Raw genomic sequence first — 15782 nt, forward strand, 5'->3', positions numbered from 1 at the left:
GCGGCGTGAGCGTCCCCGCCTGGAACCGGCGCAGCGCCTCGGCGCGCCGCAGCTTGCCGGAGGACGTCCGCGGGAGCGTGCCGGGCGCGAGCAGCCGGACCGTGTGCGGGGCGATGCCGGTGGCCGCGAGCACCGCGCGCCGGACGCGCGCCTCGAGCTCGGCGTCGGAGGCCGCCTCGTCCCGCGCGCGCTCGGCGAGGACGAGCAGCGCCTCGCCCGCGCCCCCCTCCGGCTGGAAGCCGAGCGCCACCGCGCAGCCCGGCCGCAGCCCCGGCAGCGCCGCGAGCGGCGCCTCGAACTCCTCCGGCGCGTGGTTCGCGCCGCGCACGATGACGAGGTCGCGCGCGCGGCCGTGGAGGTACAGCGCGCCGTCCACCACGAACCCGAGGTCGCCGGTGTCGAGCCACCCGCCCTGGAGCGCGCGCGCCGTCGCCGCGGCGTCGCCCAGGTACCCGCGCATGAGGGCCGGGCCGCGGACGAACACGCGCCCGACCCGCCCCGCCCCCACCCGCACCCCGTCGTCGCCGCGCAGCTCGAGCTCCACGCCGGGCACCGGGGTCCCGACCGGCACCACCTCGCGCCCGCCGGGCGCGACCACGCCCTCCGAGGCGAGCCGGGCCGCGTCCACCCCGAGCCCGCCGAGCGGTGCGCCGGGCCGCGCGAACGTCACCGCCAGCGCCGCCTCGCTGAGGCCGTACACGGGCACGAGCGCCCGCGGGTCCAGGCCGTGCGGCCCGAAGCGCTCGGCGAAGCGCCGCAGCGCCACCGCCGAGACCGGCTCGGCGCCGTCGAGCAGCAGCCGCACCGACGCGAGCGAGAGGCCCGCGAGGTCGGCGTCCCGGACCCGGTCGGCCGCGAACGCGAACGCGAAGCTGGGCGCGGCGGAGATCGTGCCGCGCTTGCGGGCCAGCGCGCGCAGCCAGAGCGCGGGGCGGGTGAGGAAGTGCTCGGGCGGGATGAGCACCAGCGGGCCCGGGTAGCTCATGGCGGCGAGCAGGCAGCCGATGAGGCCCATGTCGTGGTAGAGCGGCAGCCACGAGACGAGCACGTCGTCCGGGCCCGGCGCGGTGGCCGCGAGCAGCGCGTCGGCCATGGCGGCGAGCGCGCGGTGGGTGAGCGCGACCGGCTTCGGATCCACCGTGGTGCCGGAGGAGAACTGCACCAGGCCGAGCGCGTCGGGCTCGGGCTCGCGCGCGATGCGGGCGGGCAGCGCCGACAGCGCCGACACGTCCACGCATCCGAGCTCCGGGCCGCCCCGCTCCACGGCGCCGCCGAGCAGCCGCCGCGTGCCGCCCGCCGACACGACCAGGCGCGCCCCGGCCACCTGGAGCATCCGGCCCGTGTCCTCCGCGTACGCGTCGAGCCGGCCCAGCCGCACCGGCGGGTAGAGCGGGACCGGCACCGCGCCGGCCAGCCAGGCGCCGAAGAACGCGTCGAGGAACGCGGGCTCGGTGCGGAGCACGATCGCGACCCGGTCGCCGCGCCGGACGCCGAGGTGCACGAGGTTGGCCGCGGCGCGCTCGGCGCGGGCGCGCACCTCGGACCAGGGCAGGAACGTCTCGCGCTCATGCAGGTCGAGGAACGTCGCGCCGGAGGGGTGCCCGGCCGCGGCGGCGAGCGCGTGCGCCAGCGTCGGGTGGCGGGGCGGCGGCTGGGGCGGCCCGCGCAGCCTCACGGCAGCAGCTCCGGGGCGGCGCGCGCGACCACCAGCCGTGCGAGGTCCCCCAGCGTCCGGACCGCCAGCGCCCCCTCGTCGTCGAGCGCGATGCGGAACCGGTCCTCGACCGCGACCACCAGCGAGAGCCGCGCGAGCGAGTCGAGCCGGTCCGCGAGCGGCGCGTCGCGCCCGTCCGCCAGCGCGGCGGACGCGCCGTCGAGGCGCAGCTCGTCCCGGGCGATCCGCACGATCTCCTGCGCGACGCGCCCCTCCGCGTCGTCCCCCGCCGCCTGGCCGACGTCCCGGGCGCTCACCATCGCAGCAGCACCAGCTCGGCCGCGAAGCCCGGGCCCATGGCGGCGAGCAGCCCGAGGTCGCCCGGGCGCGCCTCGCCCGACGCGAGCAGGTCGCCGAGCACGAAGAGGACCGAGGCCGAGGAGAGGTTCCCGATGTCGTGGAGCGAGCGCCAGGAGCGCTCCAGCGCGGCGCGGGGCAGGCCCAGCGCGCCGCCCACCGCCTCCAGCACCTTCGGACCGCCGGTGTGCGCGACCCAGTGCCGGATGCGCCCGCGGTCGAGGCCGTGCGCGGCGAGGAACCGGTCCACGTCCGCGCCGAGGTTCGCGGCGATGACGTCGGGCACCTTCGACGAGAGGAGGACCTTGAAGCCGCCGTCCACCACCTCCCAGCCCATCACCCACTCGGTGTCGGGGTAGAGCACCGACGCGGTCGCGACCACCTCCGGCCCGCGGCGCCGCGCCGCCGCCGGGCGCGCCCCGCCGCCCAGCACCACCGCGGCCGCGCCGTCGCCGAACAGCCCGGTCGCGATCACGTTCGCCATCGAGGTGTCGTCGCGCTGCAGCGTGAGCGAGCAGAGCTCGACCGACAGGAGCACCGCCACCTCGTCCGGGAACGCGCGCAGCGCGTCCGAGGCGCGCGCCAGGCCCGCCGCCCCCGCCAGGCAGCCCAGGCCGAAGATGGGCGTCCGCTTCACCGAGCGCGGGAGCGCCAGCCGGTTCACCAGGCGTGCATCCAGCGACGGGGTCGCGACGCCGGTGACGGTCACGTAGAACAGGTGGCCGACGTCGGCGGGGGCGAGCCCGGCCCGCTCCAGCGCGTCGCGCACCGCCGCCTCGCCCAGCTCCGCGCCGACGCGCGCGTAGGCGGCGTTGGCCTCGCCGAAGCCGTCCAGGCGCGGGTACGCGTCGAGCGGGAGCGCGAGGTGGCGGCGGGCCACCCCGGTGGCCCGGTGGAGCTCGGCCAGGCGGCCGGCGTTGTAGTGCGCCGCGCCCCAGTGCGCGGACAGCGCGGCGATGAGCGTCTCCTGGTCGGCGGCGTTCGGCGGCAGCGCGCGGCCGACGGAGAGGACTTCCGGGTGCGGGCTCGTGGATGGAACGGCGGCCTCCGCGGCGAAACCCATCCGATGCGGGACCGCGGCGCGCGTTGCAAGGTCCGCGCGGGTCCGCCCGGGGCGCTCACCGGAGCGGGCGGCCGGTCCGGACGGCCGCCCCTAGTCGAGATCCAGCTCGATCCAGCTCAGCTGGCCGCGCCGCTCCACCCGGAGCACGCCGGGGCCGCCCGGAGGGAGCGCGGCCACCGCCGCCTTCAGCGCGGCGAGCGAGGCGACGGGCGTCCGGTTCACCGCGTGGATCACGTCGCCGGGCTCGAGCGCGGCGCCCGCCTGCCCGGCCTCGGGCACCCGCGCCACCACCACCACGCCCGCCGGGGAGCGCAGCTCCGGCATGGCCGCCCGGGTCTGCTCGTCGAGGTCCATCGCCACCACCCCGAGCCGCGGGACGGTGCTGCGGGCCACGTCGGCCACGTCGGCGAGCCGCTCGGCCGGGCGGCGCGGCTCCACGCCCGCCACCTTCACCGAGAGCACCTCCTCGCCGCGCCGGAGCACCAGCGAGAGCGGCGCGTCCGCCGGGTGCAGGTAGATGGCCGGCGCGAGCGAGGGCATCCCGTCGATGGGCCGCCCGTCCACCGACACGATGATGTCGCCGGCCAGCACCCCGGCCTTCTCCGCCGGGCTGCCCGGCGCCACGTCGCCCACCACCACGCCCCAGTCCTGCGAGAGCCGGAGCCCGGACGCCAGCCCGGGCGTGATGGCCTGGGCGGCGAGCCCGATCATGCTGTGCTCGACGCGGCCGTGGCGCCGCAGGCTCTCGTAGACGTACTTCACCACGTCGGACGGGATCGCGAAGCCCAGCCCCTCGCTCCCGCCGCCCTGCGTGAGGATGAACGTGTTGATGCCGACCACGTTCCCGTCGGTGTCCACCAGCGGCCCGCCGCTGTTCCCCGGGTTGATGGGCGCGTCGGTCTGGATGTAGACGACCGGCCGCGCCGGGTCGGGCTGCCGCGCCACCGACGAGACCACGCCCATGGTCACGGTGCTGGCGAGCCCCTCCGGGCTGCCGACCGCGAACACGAGCTGGCCGGGGCGGACCTCGCGCCGCCCGAGCGCCAGCACCGGCAGGTTCCGCGCGTCGATCTTGAGGAGCGCGAGGTCGATCTCCGGCTCGATCCCGATGACGCGCGCGTCGTAGATGCGGCGCGCGGTGTGCGCCGCGGGGCCGCGCCCCTCCGGCAGGAGGATCCGGACCCGCTGCGCGCCCGCCACCACGTGCGCGTTCGTGACGATGTAGCCGTCCGGGTCGACGACCACGCCGGACCCGAGCACGCGCTGGCGCACGATCGCGCCGGAGGCGGTCTCGTCGGCGGGCGCGTAGCCGCTCACCGTGACCTGCACCACCGCGGGCGAGATCTTCTCGATCACCTCGCCGAGCGCGGCGTCGAGCGCGCGCAGGATGCCGGTGCCGGCCGGCCCCCTGGCCTTCGCCGGCGCCTGCGGCTGCGCCGCCGCGCCCGCCGGCTTCGGGCCCGCGGCGGCCGTCCCGGGCGCGCCGAGCCCCCCGAGCGCCGCCGCCAGCGCCATCGCCTTCCACCCCTGCCCGCCGCTCGCCATGGCCGTCCTCTCCCGCCCGGACCGCCGGGCCTCGGGCGGAAGTCTCCATGCCGGGCGCCCCCAGGCAAGCGAGGAATGCGTGACGCATTGTGCGCGGCCGCCCCCCCCGCCGAGGGAACCCGCGCACCCGCCCGGCCGCGCGCGCCCCTGCGGCCCGGCTCGCTTGCCAGGGGTCCTCCCGGTCTTACGTTGGCCCCATGCGAATGGAAAAGCTCACCGTGAAGGCGCAGGAGGTCCTCGCCGCCGCGCAGGGGGAGGCGCGCCGCCGCGATCACCAGGCGGTGGACGCCGAGCACCTGGCGCTCGCGCTGCTCGGCCAGGAGGAGGGCATCGCGCGCCCGGTGCTGGAGAAGATCGGCGCGGACCCGCGCCTGGTCGCCTCGCGCGTGGAGGACGAGCTGCGCTCGCTGCCGAAGGTGTCGGGCGGCGAGCCCTACCCGTCCACCCGCCTGCTGAAGCTCTTCGACCGGGCCGAGGACGACGCCCGCAAGCTGAAGGACGAGTACGTCTCGACCGAGCACCTGCTGCTCGCCGCCGCCGAGGACAAGGGCGGCGCCGGCGAGGCGCTGCGCGCGTCCGGCGCCACGCCCGACCGCGTCCGCCAGGCGGTGCAGGAGGTGCGGGGCGGCGCGCGCGTCACCTCGCCCGAGGCCGAGAGCCAGTACCGCGCGCTCGAGAAGTACGCGAAGGACCTCACCGACCTCGCGAAGAAGGGCAAGCTCGACCCGGTCATCGGCCGCGACGACGAGATCCGGCGCGTGGTCCAGATCCTCTCCCGCCGCACCAAGAACAACCCGGTGCTGGTGGGCGACCCCGGCGTCGGCAAGACCGCCATCGTCGAGGGCCTGGCGCGCCGGATCGTGGACGGCGACGTGCCGGAGGGGCTGAAGAACAAGCGGCTGCTCGCGCTCGACCTGGGCGCGCTGCTCGCCGGCGCCAAGTTCCGCGGCGAGTTCGAGGAGCGGCTGAAGGCGGTGCTGAAGGAGGTGACCGGCTCGGAGGGCCAGATCATCCTCTTCATCGACGAGATGCACACCATCGTGGGCGCCGGCGCCGCCGAGGGCGCCATGGACGCGGGCAACATGCTGAAGCCCGCCCTGGCCCGCGGCGAGCTGCACGCGGTGGGCGCCACCACGGTCAACGAGTACCGCAAGCACATCGAGAAGGACCCGGCCCTGGAGCGGCGCTTCCAGCCGGTGTTCGTGGGCGAGCCGTCGCTCACCGACACCATCTCGATCCTGCGCGGCCTGAAGGACCGCTACGAGCTGCACCACAAGGTCCGCATCCAGGACGCGGCGCTGGTCGAGGCGGCGCGGCTGTCGAGCCGCTACATCACCGACCGCTTCCTGCCCGACAAGGCCATCGACCTCGTGGACGAGGCGGCCAGCCGGCTGCGCATCGAGATCGACTCGATGCCGACCGAGGTGGACGAGGTGCGCCGCCGGATCGGGCAGCTCGAGATCGAGCGGCAGGGCCTGCGCAAGGAGCAGGACGAGGCCTCGCGCGCGCGGCTCGCCGCGGTGGAGAAGGAGCTCGCCGCCCGCAACGAGGAGTTCACCGCGCTGAAGGGGCGCTGGGACGCCGAGAAGGCGGTGATCCTGGAGCTGAACCAGGCGCGCGAGGAGCTGGAGGCGCTGAAGGTCGAGCAGGCCGCCGCCGAGCGGCAGGCCGACTTCCAGAAGGCCGCCGAGATCAAGTTCGGGCGGCTGCCGGAGCTGACGCGGCGGGTGAAGGCCGCCGAGGAGAAGCTCGCCGAGGCGCAGACCCGCGGCGCCATGCTGAAGGAGGAGGTGACGCCGGAGGAGATCGGCGAGGTCGTCTCGAAGTGGACCGGCATCCCGGTGTCGCGCCTCATGGAGGGCGAGGTCGAGAAGCTGCTCGGGATGGAGCAGCGCCTGCACGAGCGGGTGGTCGGGCAGGAGGAGGCGGTGAGCGCCGTCTCGGCCGCGGTGCGCCGGGCCCGCTCCGGCCTGCAGGACCCGAACCGCCCCATCGGCTCGTTCATCTTCCTCGGCCCCACCGGCGTCGGGAAGACCGAGACCGCCCGCGCGCTCGCGCAGTTCCTGTTCGACGACGAGCGGGCCATGGTCCGGCTCGACATGTCCGAGTACATGGAGAAGCACACCGTCTCGCGGCTGATCGGCGCGCCCCCGGGCTACGTCGGCTACGAGGAGGGCGGCCAGCTCACCGAGGCGGTGCGCCGGCGGCCGTACGCGGTGGTGCTGTTCGACGAGATCGAGAAGGCGCACCACGACGTGTTCAACGTGCTGCTCCAGATCCTCGACGACGGCCGGCTCACCGACGGCCAGGGCCGCACGGTGGACTTCCGCAACACGGTCATCATCATGACCTCCAACATCGGCTCGGCCGACATCCAGCGGCTGGCCGGCCGGCCCGGGGCGGACATGCAGCAGATCCGCGAGGCGGCGCTCGAGCACCTCCGCGGCGAGTTCCGCCCCGAGTTCCTGAACCGGGTGGACGAGATCGTGGTGTTCCGGCCGCTCGGCCGCGAGGACGTGGGCCGGATCGTCGAGATCCAGCTCGCCCGCCTGCGCAAGCTCATCGAGGAGCGCCACGTCACCCTCGAGCTCACCGAGGCAGCGCGCGAGGCCATCGCCGACGCCGGGTACGATCCGGTCTACGGCGCGCGCCCGCTGAAGCGCGCCATCCAGCGGATGGTGCAGGACCCGCTCGCGACCCGCCTGCTCCAGGGCGAGTTCAAGGCCGGCGACCACGTGGTGGTGGACGAGGGCAAGGACGGCAACATCGCCTTCCGCAAGGGCGAGCGGCCGGAGGTCACGGTCCACTGAGCCGAGGGCGGGGGCGGGCCGGCGGCGCGTGTGCGCCCCGGCCCCACCTCGCCCGACGCCGGGCCTGTCGGCCCCGGATCGCGGCGGACTACAACCGGACGGCCCGCCCTCCTGCGGGCCCCGGAGGTCCCCGCATGCGTCCGCTCGGCCACGCCGCCCTCGCCGCCCTCGCCGCGCTCGTCGCCCTCACCGCCGCCTGCGGCGGCCGCGCGGTGCGGACCCCGCCGCTCGCGATCGACCCGCCGGCCTTCCGCCCCGAGGCGCTCCTCCCCACCGGCGCCGACGCGTACGGCGTGGCGCTGGCGCTCTCCGGGCGCATCGAGAACCCGAACCCGATGGCCCTGCCGGTGGCGGGCTTCACCTACGCGTTCGAGGTGATGGGCGCGCCCGCCGGCGGCGGCCAGGTGGCGAGCGAGCTCGTGCTCCCGGCCGGCGGCGCGGTGCCGGTGACGGTCCCGGTCCGGCTGCGCTGGGCCGACGTCCCCGGCTTCCTGGAGGCGCTCGCGACGCGTCCCTCGCTCCCGGTCACGGTGAGCGGCGCCGCGCGGGTGCGGGCCGGCGGCGGCACGGTGGCGGTGCCCTACCGGATGGACGGCAGCGTGGTGCTCCCGCGCCTGCCCTCGGTGACGCTCGCCGACGCGGTGGTGCGCGAGTCCACCCTGTTCCATACGGTGGTCGAGCTGCGCGTGAGCGTGCGGAACCCGAACCCCTTCCCGCTGCCCACCGGCCGCCTCTCCTACGACCTCAGCGTCTCGGGCGTGCCGGTGATCCAGGCGGCGAAGTCCGCGCTCGACGCGGTGCCGCCGCAGGGCCAGGCGACGGTGGTGGTGCCGGTCCGCTTCTCCACTGTGGGCGCGGCCGCCGGCGCGCTGGCGGGCGCGGTCCGCGGCCGGGCGGACCTGTCGGTGTCGGGGCGCGCCGGGTACGGCGCGCTGGAGGTGGGCGTGGACCTGCGCGGCGCGCTCGCGGCGCGGTGAGCGCGGCCTAGACGGCGGCGGCGCCCGGCGCGCCCGGGCGCGAGGCCACGAAGCGCGCGGTCATCGCGTCCATGGTGCGGATGTGCTGGACGAACCACGCCGGCACCGTCTCGAAGAGGTAGCCCCGGAGGCGCACCGGATCGCCGCCCTCGCGGAAGGCGCGGGCCTCGCCGTCCATCTCGGCGAGCACGCGGTCGTGCTCCCCCTTGTGCTGCGGGTAGGCGGGGAAGCCGGTCTCGCGCATGACCTGCTCCTCCCGGAGGAAGTGCTCGCGGGTGTGGACCGCGAGCAGCGAGAGGCGCTCCAGCACCGCGTCCAGGCTGCCCCGCCGGGCGCGGTGCGCCTCGAGCGCCTCGCCGAGCGCCTCGAGCAGCCGGATCTCCTCGGCGTGGTCCTCGTTCATGAACGGCAGCGGCAGCTCGGGGATCTGGCTGGGGTCGACGAAGCGCATGGGGCGGGCGGCCTCCGGCGGCTCCGGCGCGAGCCGCGGCAGCCCTGATGTAACCCGCCGCGAACCGCGGCGCCTCGCCCTCCGCCGGGGCGGCGGGCGCGCGGCGGACCGGGACGAAGCCCCCCTCGCCGGCGATCCGGCGAGGGGGCTCGAGGGGGGCGGGCGAGCGGGCGGGCTACTTCGCCTGGATGTAGCCGTCGGCCGTGAGGAGCTCGGCGGTGAGCACCGCCCCGCCGGCGGCGCCGCGCACCGTGTTGTGCGACAGGCACACGAACCGGTAGTCGAAGATCGCGTCCGGGCGCAGGCGGCCGATGGTGACCGCCATGCCGTCGCCGGCGTCGCGGTCGAGCCGGGTCTGCGGGCGGGACTCGTCCTCGAAGTACTGGAGGAACGGCTTCGGCGCGGAGGGCAGGCCCAGCTTCTGCGGCTTGCCGGAGAAGCTCTTCCACAGCTCGAGCACGTCCTCCTTCGAGGGCTTCCGCTCGAAGGACACGAACACCGCCGCCATGTGGCCGTCGGAGGCGGGCACGCGGATGCACTGGGCGGTGATGACCGGGTCCTGGGCGGCGACGATCTTCCCGCCCTCCACCCGGCCCCAGATCTTCATCGGTTCCTTCTCGCTCTTCTCCTCCTCGCCCTTGATGAAGGGGATGAGGTTGTCCACCATCTCCGGCCAGGATTCGAAGGTCTTCCCGGCGCCGGAGATCGCCTGGTAGGTGGCGACCGCGATGCGCTTCGGGCCGAACTTCATGAGCGGGTGGATGGCCGGCACGTAGCTCTGGAGCGAGCAGTTCGGCTTCACCGCGATGAACCCGCGCGACGTGCCGAGCCGCCTGCGCTGCGCCTCGATCACCGCGGCGTGCTCCGGGTTGAGCTCGGGCACCATCATCGGCACGTCGGCCGTGCCGCGGTGGGCGGAGTTGTTCGAGACCACCGGCGTCTCGTGCTTCGCGTAGTCCTCCTCGAGCCGCGCGGTCTCGTCCTTCGGCATGTCCACCGCGCAGAAGACGAAGTCCACCTCGCCGGCGATGGCCGCCACGTCGGAGGCGTTCTTCACCGTGAGCCCGGCGGTCGCCGCGGGGAGCGCCGACTTGAGCGCCCAGCGCCCCTTCACCGCGTCGGCGTACTTCTGCCCGGCCGAGTTGGCGCTGGCCGCGACCAGCGTGACCTCGTACCAGGGGTGGTTCTCGAGCAGGGCGACGAAGCGCTGACCGACCATGCCGGTGGCGCCGAGGACTCCGACCTTCAGCTTCTTCTGGCTCATGGCTCCTCTCCTCCGAGGAGGGGCGAACGCGAGGGGAAAGGCGGAGAGGGTAGCACACCGGGGGCGCGGGCCGACGGCTCCCGCGTCGTGGGGAGCGGCGGCCGCCGGGCGGCTCAGTAGAAGACCTCTTCGAGGAACAGCCCCTGCGGCGGCGCCGTCGGCCCGGCCTCGGTGCGATCGCCGCGCGCGAGCAGGGCGAGCATGGAGCCGGGCGCCCGCCTGCCCCGCCCCACCTCCACCAGCGTGCCGACGATGTTCCGCACCATGTGCTTCACGAACGCGGTCGCCTCGATGACCACCTCGACCCGGCCGCCCGCCTCGCCCAGCACCTCCAGCCGGCGCACCTCGCGAACGGCGTGCTCGCAGGCGCAGTCGGCCGCCTGGAACGCGGCGAAGTCGTGGCGCCCGACCAGGTGCGCCGCCGCCTCGCGCACGGCCGCGACGTCGAGCGGGTGGAAGTGCTGCCAGGCCTGCAGCCGGCTGAGCGGGGCGCGGGTGGGCAGGTTCTCGACGACGTAGCGGTAGCGCTTGCCGCGCGCGCTGCGGCGGGCGTCGAAGCCGTCGGGCTCGAGGCTGGCCGCGCGCACCGCCACGTCGGGCGGCAGGAGCGCGTTCATGCCCATGACGTAGGCCTTCACCGGGAGCGGTCGCTCCTCCGGGAAGGAGACCACCTGGCCGCGCGCGTGGACGCCCGCGTCGGTGCGCCCCGCCGCGGTGACCCGGCGCGGCGCCTTGTGCAGGGTGGCGAGCGCCCGCTCGACCTCCGCCTGGATCGAGGGCCCGTTCGGCTGGACCTGCCAGCCGACGTACGCGGTCCCGTCGTACTCCAGCACGAGCTTCACCACCGGCACGCCGCGAAGGTACCACGCCCTCGCGGCCGGGCGGCCCGATGCGCAGGGTCCCGGCATGCGGACCGCCGCCGTCTCCGCCGTGGCCGTGCTGCGCCCCTTCGCCCTGCTCGCGCTGGCGCTCGTCGCCGCCGCCCTCCTCGCGCGGTGCGGCTCCGGCGGGAACGGGGGCGGCGCGCCGCCGCCCGGCGACGGCGGGCCGAACCCGCCGCCGGCCCCGCCGCCGGGGGCGCCGGGCTGGGCGGTGGCGGCCGCGGAGCGCTTCGAGGCGGCGCTGCCCGACGGCGCGTTCGCGCCGGACCCGGTGCCGGACGACGGCCCGTTCTCGGACGGCGGGGCGTTCTTCGCTTCACGGAACGTCACGCCGCCGGCGGCGTTCCGCGCCTCGACGCCCGCGGGCGCGGGCGGCTGGTTCACGGTCGAGTCGTACACGCGCCGCGCGGGCGCCTCCACGCGCGAGCTCGCCGAGGTGGTCCAGGATCCCGCCGACCCCTCCAACCACGCGCTGCGGATCACCTCGCGCGCGCACACCGACGCGACCGTGCTCCGCCCCTCCGCGCCGCTCCCGGCGCGCTACCGCATCTCGGTGCGGGTGGGGTTCCCGTCGTTCGGCGACGGGGTCGCGGGCGGGCTGAACGGCTACGACGGGCCCGCCGACGCCGGGCCGTGGTGGCCGGGCGAGGACGCCACCCGGCAGAACGGCTTCTACTGGCTGACCATCCTCGACCGGCTGCCGCGGCCGCACGTGAACACCTGGATCCACCACCACCGCAAGGTCGTGGTGGACTCGGACAACCACTACCCGCCGTGGATGGAGATCTGGGACGGGAGCCGCTTCGTGGGGTCGGGCGAGCACCCGGTGATGCTGTTCGCGCTCGACGGCACGCAGCCCGGCACCGAGCGCACCGGCCCGCCGTTCCTGTCCTTCTCGAACGGCGCCTGGCAGCCGTCCGGCGCGATCCGCGCGGTGGACGCGTACCTGCCGGACACCTGGTACCGCGTGACCCTCGAGCGCGACGGGCCGCGCTACACCGTCGAGGTCTCGGGGAAGTTCCGGTACGGCGGCGAGCAGACCTACCGCGCCTCCATCGACGCCGCCGCGGCCTGCGTCTTCCACTACCCCGTGGACGCGGCCGAGGCGGCGGGCGCGGCGCGCTGCGTGGACGAGGGCGCGTTCGCGTCGGTGGGGCCGGCGTACCCGCGCTGGCCGGCGGGCGGCGCCTGGCCGGACTGGTTCATGCTCGGCGATCCGCACGTGAACTACTACGAGGGCAGCGTGCTCTACGACGACCTCGTCCTGGAGACGTGGCGGGAGTGACCCGGCAGGGAGGCCGCCCGCGCGGCCGGGACCGGTAAGCTCGCCGCGTGGATCCGTCCCGCCCCGCGCGCCGGCCGTTCCTCGACGCACCGCGCGCGCTCGCCGCGCTCGCGTTCGCGCTGCACGCCGCCTGCGGCGGGCGCTACGGGATCTTCCGCGACGAGCTGTACTTCGTCGCCTGCGGACGGCGCCTCGCGGCCGGCTACGTGGACCAGCCGCCCGGCATCGCGGTGGTGGCGCGGCTCGCCTCGGAGCTGTCCGGCACCTGGGTGCCCGGGCTGCGGCTCCCGGCCTGGCTCGCCTCGGCGGCGACGGTGCTCCTCGCCGGACGCCTCGCCGCGCGGCTCGGGGGCGGCGCGGCCGGGGCGGCGCTCGCGTCGGCGGCCACGCTCGCCTGCGGCGTCCTGCTCGCGCTCGGGCACTACCTCACCATGAACGCGTTCGAGCCGCTGCTCGTGCTCGCGCTGGCGCTGCTCCTGGTCCGGCTCGCGGACGGCGGCGACCCGCGCCTGTGGGTCGCGGCCGGCGCGGTGGCCGGGCTCGCCGCGCTCTTCAAGTACACCTCGGCGCTGGTGGCGCTGGCGCTCCTCGCCGGCGTCGCGGCCACCTCGGCGCGGCGCGCGCTCCGGACGCGCTGGGCGCTCGCGGGCGCGGCGGTCGGGCTGCTCGCGGTCCTGCCCAACCTCGCCTGGCAGCTCGCGCACGGGCTCCCGTTCCTCGAGCTGGTGCGGAACGGGCAGCTCCACAAGAACGCGCCCACCTCGCCGCCCGCCTTCGCGCTCGGGCTCCTGCGCGACGCGAACCCGCTGCTCGCGCCGCTGTGGCTGGGCGGCCTCGGCTGGCTCGTCGGCCGGGCGGGCGCGCGGGCCGCGCCGGCCGCGCGGGCGCTCGGGATCGGGGGCGCGCTCTACCTCGCGCTCCTCGCCGCCACCGGCGGCAAGCCGTACTACGCCGCGCCGGTGCTGCCGATCCTGCTCGCGGCGGGCGGGGCCGCCGCGGCGCCGCTCCTCCGGCGCCCGGCGCTGAGGGTGGCCGCCCCCGCGCTGGCGCTCGCCTCGCTCGCCCCGGGGCTGCCGCTCGCGATCCCGATCCTGCCCGAGCCGGCGTTCGTCCGCTGGCAGGCCGCGCTCGGCCTCGAGCCGGAGCGGATGGAGCGGACCGCGTACGGCGTCCTCCCGCAGATCTACGCCGACCAGCACGGCTGGCCCGAGCTCGCGCGCGGCGTCGCCGAGGCGGCCGCGACGCTCGCGCCGGCGGAGCGCGCCACCGCGGCGGTGTTCGGCCAGAACTACGGCGAGGCGGCGGCGGTGGAGGTGTACGGCGCGGCGCTCGGGCTGCCGCCGGCCGTCTCCGGCCACAACCAGTACTGGCTCTGGGGCGTGCCGCCCGGCCGCGGCGACCCGCTCATCGTGATCTCCGACGCGGACGAGGACTGCGGCGGCGCGTTCCGCGAGCGCGTCCTCGCGGCGCGGCTGCCCGCGAGCCCGTGGGTGATGCCCTACGAGGACGCGCGCTGGATCTGGATCTGCAGGGGGCTGCGGCGCCCGCTCGCCGGGCTGTGGCCCGCGCTCCGCTCCTACCAGTGAGGCCGGGCCGCATTCGTTGACCCCGCGGCGCCAGCCGCGCTATATGCGGCTTCAACTTTCGTTGAAGGTTCCCCCGGAGGCGCGGAAATGGCGGCGCAAGAGCAGGCCATCCTCTCCCAGCTCGACGCGAGCGCGCAGCGCGGCGTGCGCCCGGAGCGCGCGCAGGCGGCGCTCGCCGGCGTGCCGAGCCTCCCGGAGAGCCTGCTCGAGCTGGAGGCGCAGCTCACCCGCGCCACCGAGGACGCCGAGGCGAAGCTCCAGGCGGCCGCGCGCCACCTCGTCTCCGCCGGCGGCAAGCGGATCCGCCCCATGGTCACCCTGCTCGCCTGCGGCGCGTGCGGCGGCGAGATGCGGAGCGCCGTGCCGTACGCGGTGGCCGCCGAGCTGACCCACTCGGCCACGCTGCTGCACGACGACGTCATCGACGACGGCCCGGTGCGGCGCGGCCAGCCGGCCTCGCGCGTCATCTGGGGCAACGCCGTCTCGGTGCTCTCCGGCGACTGGCTGCTCACCCGCGCGCTCGAGATCGTCTCGGCCGAGGCGGCCCGCTCCGCGGCGCTGCCGCCGCTGCTCGCCACCATGCGGCGGCTGGTGGAGGGCGAGGTGCTGCAGCTCTCGCTCCGCGGCGGGTTCTCCGCCACCGAGCAGGCGTACATGGACGTGGTGATGGGCAAGACCGCGTCGCTGTTCGGCTGGGCGGCCGCGGCCGGCGCCTGGGCCGCCGGCGAGGTGGGCGAGATCCCCGCCGCGCTGGTGCGCTTCGGCGAGGGCATCGGGGTCGCGTTCCAGCTGGTGGACGACGCGCTCGACTACGCCGCCGATCCCGCGCTCCTCGGCAAGCGGCTCGGCACCGACCTCATCGAGGGCAAGGCCACGCTGCCGCTCATCCGCGCCTGCGAGGCGGAGCCCGCGCTCCGCGCGCGGCTCGGGGGCGTGGTCGACGGCACCGCCGACGTGGAGGCGGTGGCCGGCGAGGTGATCGAGGTCGTGAAGCGCGTGGGCGGGGTGGACGCCGCGCGCGCGCTCGCCCGCGAGCACACCCGCAGCGCGCTCGAGGCGCTCGAGCAGGTGCCGGACGGCGTGCACCGCCGCGCGCTGCATGCCGCCGCGCTGCAGCTGACGGAACGGGCCTTTTGATCGGATCGTAACGAGGGCTGCGCCCCTCCCCCGCTGCGCGGGGGCCCCACCCTGCTCGCCTTCGTCCGGCGTGGATTCGCCGGTCGGCGGGATGCGAGAGCGGTCGCCCCGACGCTCCGTCCGGCACCAACCGGGGACTCCGCTTCGACGGTTCGGGTCCATACTTGCCCATCGATGCGCGCCCGCGTCGCCGCGCTCGCCCCGTTCCTGCTCGCGTCCTGCGCCTTCGGCAGGCCCCGGCTCTCCACGCCGGCCTGCGCCACCGGCGCGGAGGCGCTGCCCTCCGGGATCCAGCTGGTCGCCTACGCGCTGCCGCACCGCCCCGACACGCTGGTGGCCGCCTCGTACCGGGTCGGCAGCGCGCGCGACCCCGCCGGGAAGGAGGGCCTCGCGCACCTCGTCGAGCACCTCTCCTTCCGCGCGCGCCACGGCGAGGGGCGCGCGCTCTCGGCGCGCCTCGAGGCGGAGGGGGTCGAGTTCGACGGGCGCACCTCCGCGGACGCCACCGACTTCCACGCGGTGGGCGATCCCGAGCAGCTCGACGCGCTGCTCCGCATCGAGGCCGACCGGCTGCGCGACCCGCTCGCGGGGGTGGACGAGCCGGAGCTGCGCCGGGAGCGCGAGGTGGTCCTGCAGGAGCTGGCGCTGCGGGGCGACCCGGACGCGCTCTGGTCGCAGGTGGACCGGCTGACCGCCCGCGCGCTGGCGGGCCACCCCTACGGGCGGATCGCGACGCCGGAGTCGCTGCGCGCCATCACGCTCGAGGACGTGC

At 76.4% G+C, this 15782-nt stretch carries 13 protein-coding genes; 6 read left to right on the plus strand and 7 right to left on the minus strand.

Going from position 1 to position 15782, the window contains the following annotated elements:
• The 4 genes from PSR1_RS14120 to PSR1_RS14135 form a co-directional block, all read right to left on the minus strand.
• A partial coding sequence (locus PSR1_RS14120) for an AMP-binding protein (RefSeq protein WP_059438159.1) occupies positions 1-1675 on the minus strand: 1675 nt, incomplete at its 3' end.
• Positions 1672-1974 (minus strand): acyl carrier protein, encoded by a 303-nt coding sequence (locus PSR1_RS14125; protein ID WP_059438160.1) that lies wholly within the window; start codon positions 1972-1974, stop codon positions 1672-1674. The genes PSR1_RS14125 and PSR1_RS14120, both read right to left, overlap by 4 nt.
• Entirely contained in the window at positions 1968-3074 is a 1107-nt protein-coding gene (locus tag PSR1_RS14130) for a type III polyketide synthase (RefSeq protein ID WP_059438161.1), read from the minus strand. The genes PSR1_RS14125 and PSR1_RS14130 overlap by 7 nt, the downstream gene beginning before the upstream one ends.
• Positions 3075-3164: 90 nt before the next feature.
• Entirely contained in the window at positions 3165-4619 is a 1455-nt protein-coding gene (locus tag PSR1_RS14135; protein ID WP_059438162.1) for a trypsin-like peptidase domain-containing protein, read from the minus strand.
• A gap of 197 nt (positions 4620-4816) precedes the next feature.
• Here PSR1_RS14135 and clpB point away from each other — a divergent pair, with 197 nt between their 5' ends.
• Positions 4817-7429 carry an ATP-dependent chaperone ClpB gene (clpB, locus tag PSR1_RS14140; protein WP_059438163.1) on the plus strand — a complete coding sequence of 871 codons (2613 nt, stop codon included), beginning with the start codon at positions 4817-4819 and terminating at the stop codon, positions 7427-7429.
• A 134-nt stretch (positions 7430-7563) separates the two neighbouring features.
• On the plus strand, positions 7564-8406 hold the full coding sequence (locus tag PSR1_RS14145) for an LEA type 2 family protein (protein ID WP_059438164.1): 843 nt from the start codon (positions 7564-7566) through the stop codon (positions 8404-8406).
• A gap of 7 nt (positions 8407-8413) precedes the next feature.
• On the opposite strand, the gene PSR1_RS14150 is transcribed toward PSR1_RS14145, so the two are convergent.
• The 3 genes from PSR1_RS14150 to truA all read right to left on the minus strand — a co-directional run bounded on the left by PSR1_RS14150 (position 8414) and on the right by truA (position 10972).
• Positions 8414-8857 (minus strand): bacteriohemerythrin, encoded by a 444-nt coding sequence (locus PSR1_RS14150; RefSeq protein WP_059438165.1) that lies wholly within the window; start codon positions 8855-8857, stop codon positions 8414-8416.
• Between the two features lie 175 nt (positions 8858-9032).
• Complete coding sequence (gene asd / locus PSR1_RS14155) at positions 9033-10121, minus strand: aspartate-semialdehyde dehydrogenase (RefSeq protein ID WP_059438166.1); 1089 nt, start codon at positions 10119-10121, stop codon at positions 9033-9035.
• A 113-nt stretch (positions 10122-10234) separates the two neighbouring features.
• Positions 10235-10972 carry a tRNA pseudouridine(38-40) synthase TruA gene (truA, locus tag PSR1_RS14160; RefSeq protein WP_059438167.1) on the minus strand — a complete coding sequence of 246 codons (738 nt, stop codon included), beginning with the start codon at positions 10970-10972 and terminating at the stop codon, positions 10235-10237.
• A gap of 55 nt (positions 10973-11027) precedes the next feature.
• Between truA and PSR1_RS14165 the strand changes: the two genes are divergently transcribed.
• From PSR1_RS14165 to PSR1_RS14180, 4 genes are all read left to right on the plus strand, one after another.
• Positions 11028-12287, plus strand: coding sequence for a hypothetical protein (locus tag PSR1_RS14165; protein WP_059438168.1), 1260 nt, complete (start codon positions 11028-11030; stop codon positions 12285-12287).
• 47 nt (positions 12288-12334) lie between these two features.
• Positions 12335-13873, plus strand: coding sequence for a glycosyltransferase family 39 protein (locus PSR1_RS14170; protein ID WP_059438169.1), 1539 nt, complete (start codon positions 12335-12337; stop codon positions 13871-13873).
• Between the two features lie 87 nt (positions 13874-13960).
• Positions 13961-15010, plus strand: a complete 1050-nt coding sequence (locus tag PSR1_RS14175) for a polyprenyl synthetase family protein (RefSeq protein WP_059438170.1) — start codon at positions 13961-13963, stop codon at positions 15008-15010.
• Between the two features lie 174 nt (positions 15011-15184).
• Positions 15185-15782 (plus strand): pitrilysin family protein (locus tag PSR1_RS14180; protein WP_160309027.1); only part of this gene is annotated, 598 nt, incomplete at its 3' end.

The sequence above is a fragment of the Anaeromyxobacter sp. PSR-1 genome (genome assembly GCF_000964525.1).
Lineage (GTDB): Bacteria > Myxococcota > Myxococcia > Myxococcales > Anaeromyxobacteraceae > Anaeromyxobacter.

Coding starts and splice junctions, on each gene's coding strand:
- PSR1_RS14145 (WP_059438164.1), top strand. CDS start 7,564: ATGCGTCCGCTCGGCCACGCCGCCCTCGCCGCCCTCGCCGCGCTCGTC.
- PSR1_RS14125 (WP_059438160.1), bottom strand. CDS start 1,974: ATGGTGAGCGCCCGGGACGTCGGCCAGGCGGCGGGGGACGACGCGGAG.
- PSR1_RS14175 (WP_059438170.1), top strand. CDS start 13,961: ATGGCGGCGCAAGAGCAGGCCATCCTCTCCCAGCTCGACGCGAGCGCG.
- clpB (WP_059438163.1), top strand. CDS start 4,817: ATGCGAATGGAAAAGCTCACCGTGAAGGCGCAGGAGGTCCTCGCCGCC.
- PSR1_RS14150 (WP_059438165.1), bottom strand. CDS start 8,857: ATGCGCTTCGTCGACCCCAGCCAGATCCCCGAGCTGCCGCTGCCGTTC.
- PSR1_RS14130 (WP_059438161.1), bottom strand. CDS start 3,074: ATGGGTTTCGCCGCGGAGGCCGCCGTTCCATCCACGAGCCCGCACCCG.
- asd (WP_059438166.1), bottom strand. CDS start 10,121: ATGAGCCAGAAGAAGCTGAAGGTCGGAGTCCTCGGCGCCACCGGCATG.
- PSR1_RS14165 (WP_059438168.1), top strand. CDS start 11,028: ATGCGGACCGCCGCCGTCTCCGCCGTGGCCGTGCTGCGCCCCTTCGCC.
- PSR1_RS14135 (WP_059438162.1), bottom strand. CDS start 4,619: ATGGCGAGCGGCGGGCAGGGGTGGAAGGCGATGGCGCTGGCGGCGGCG.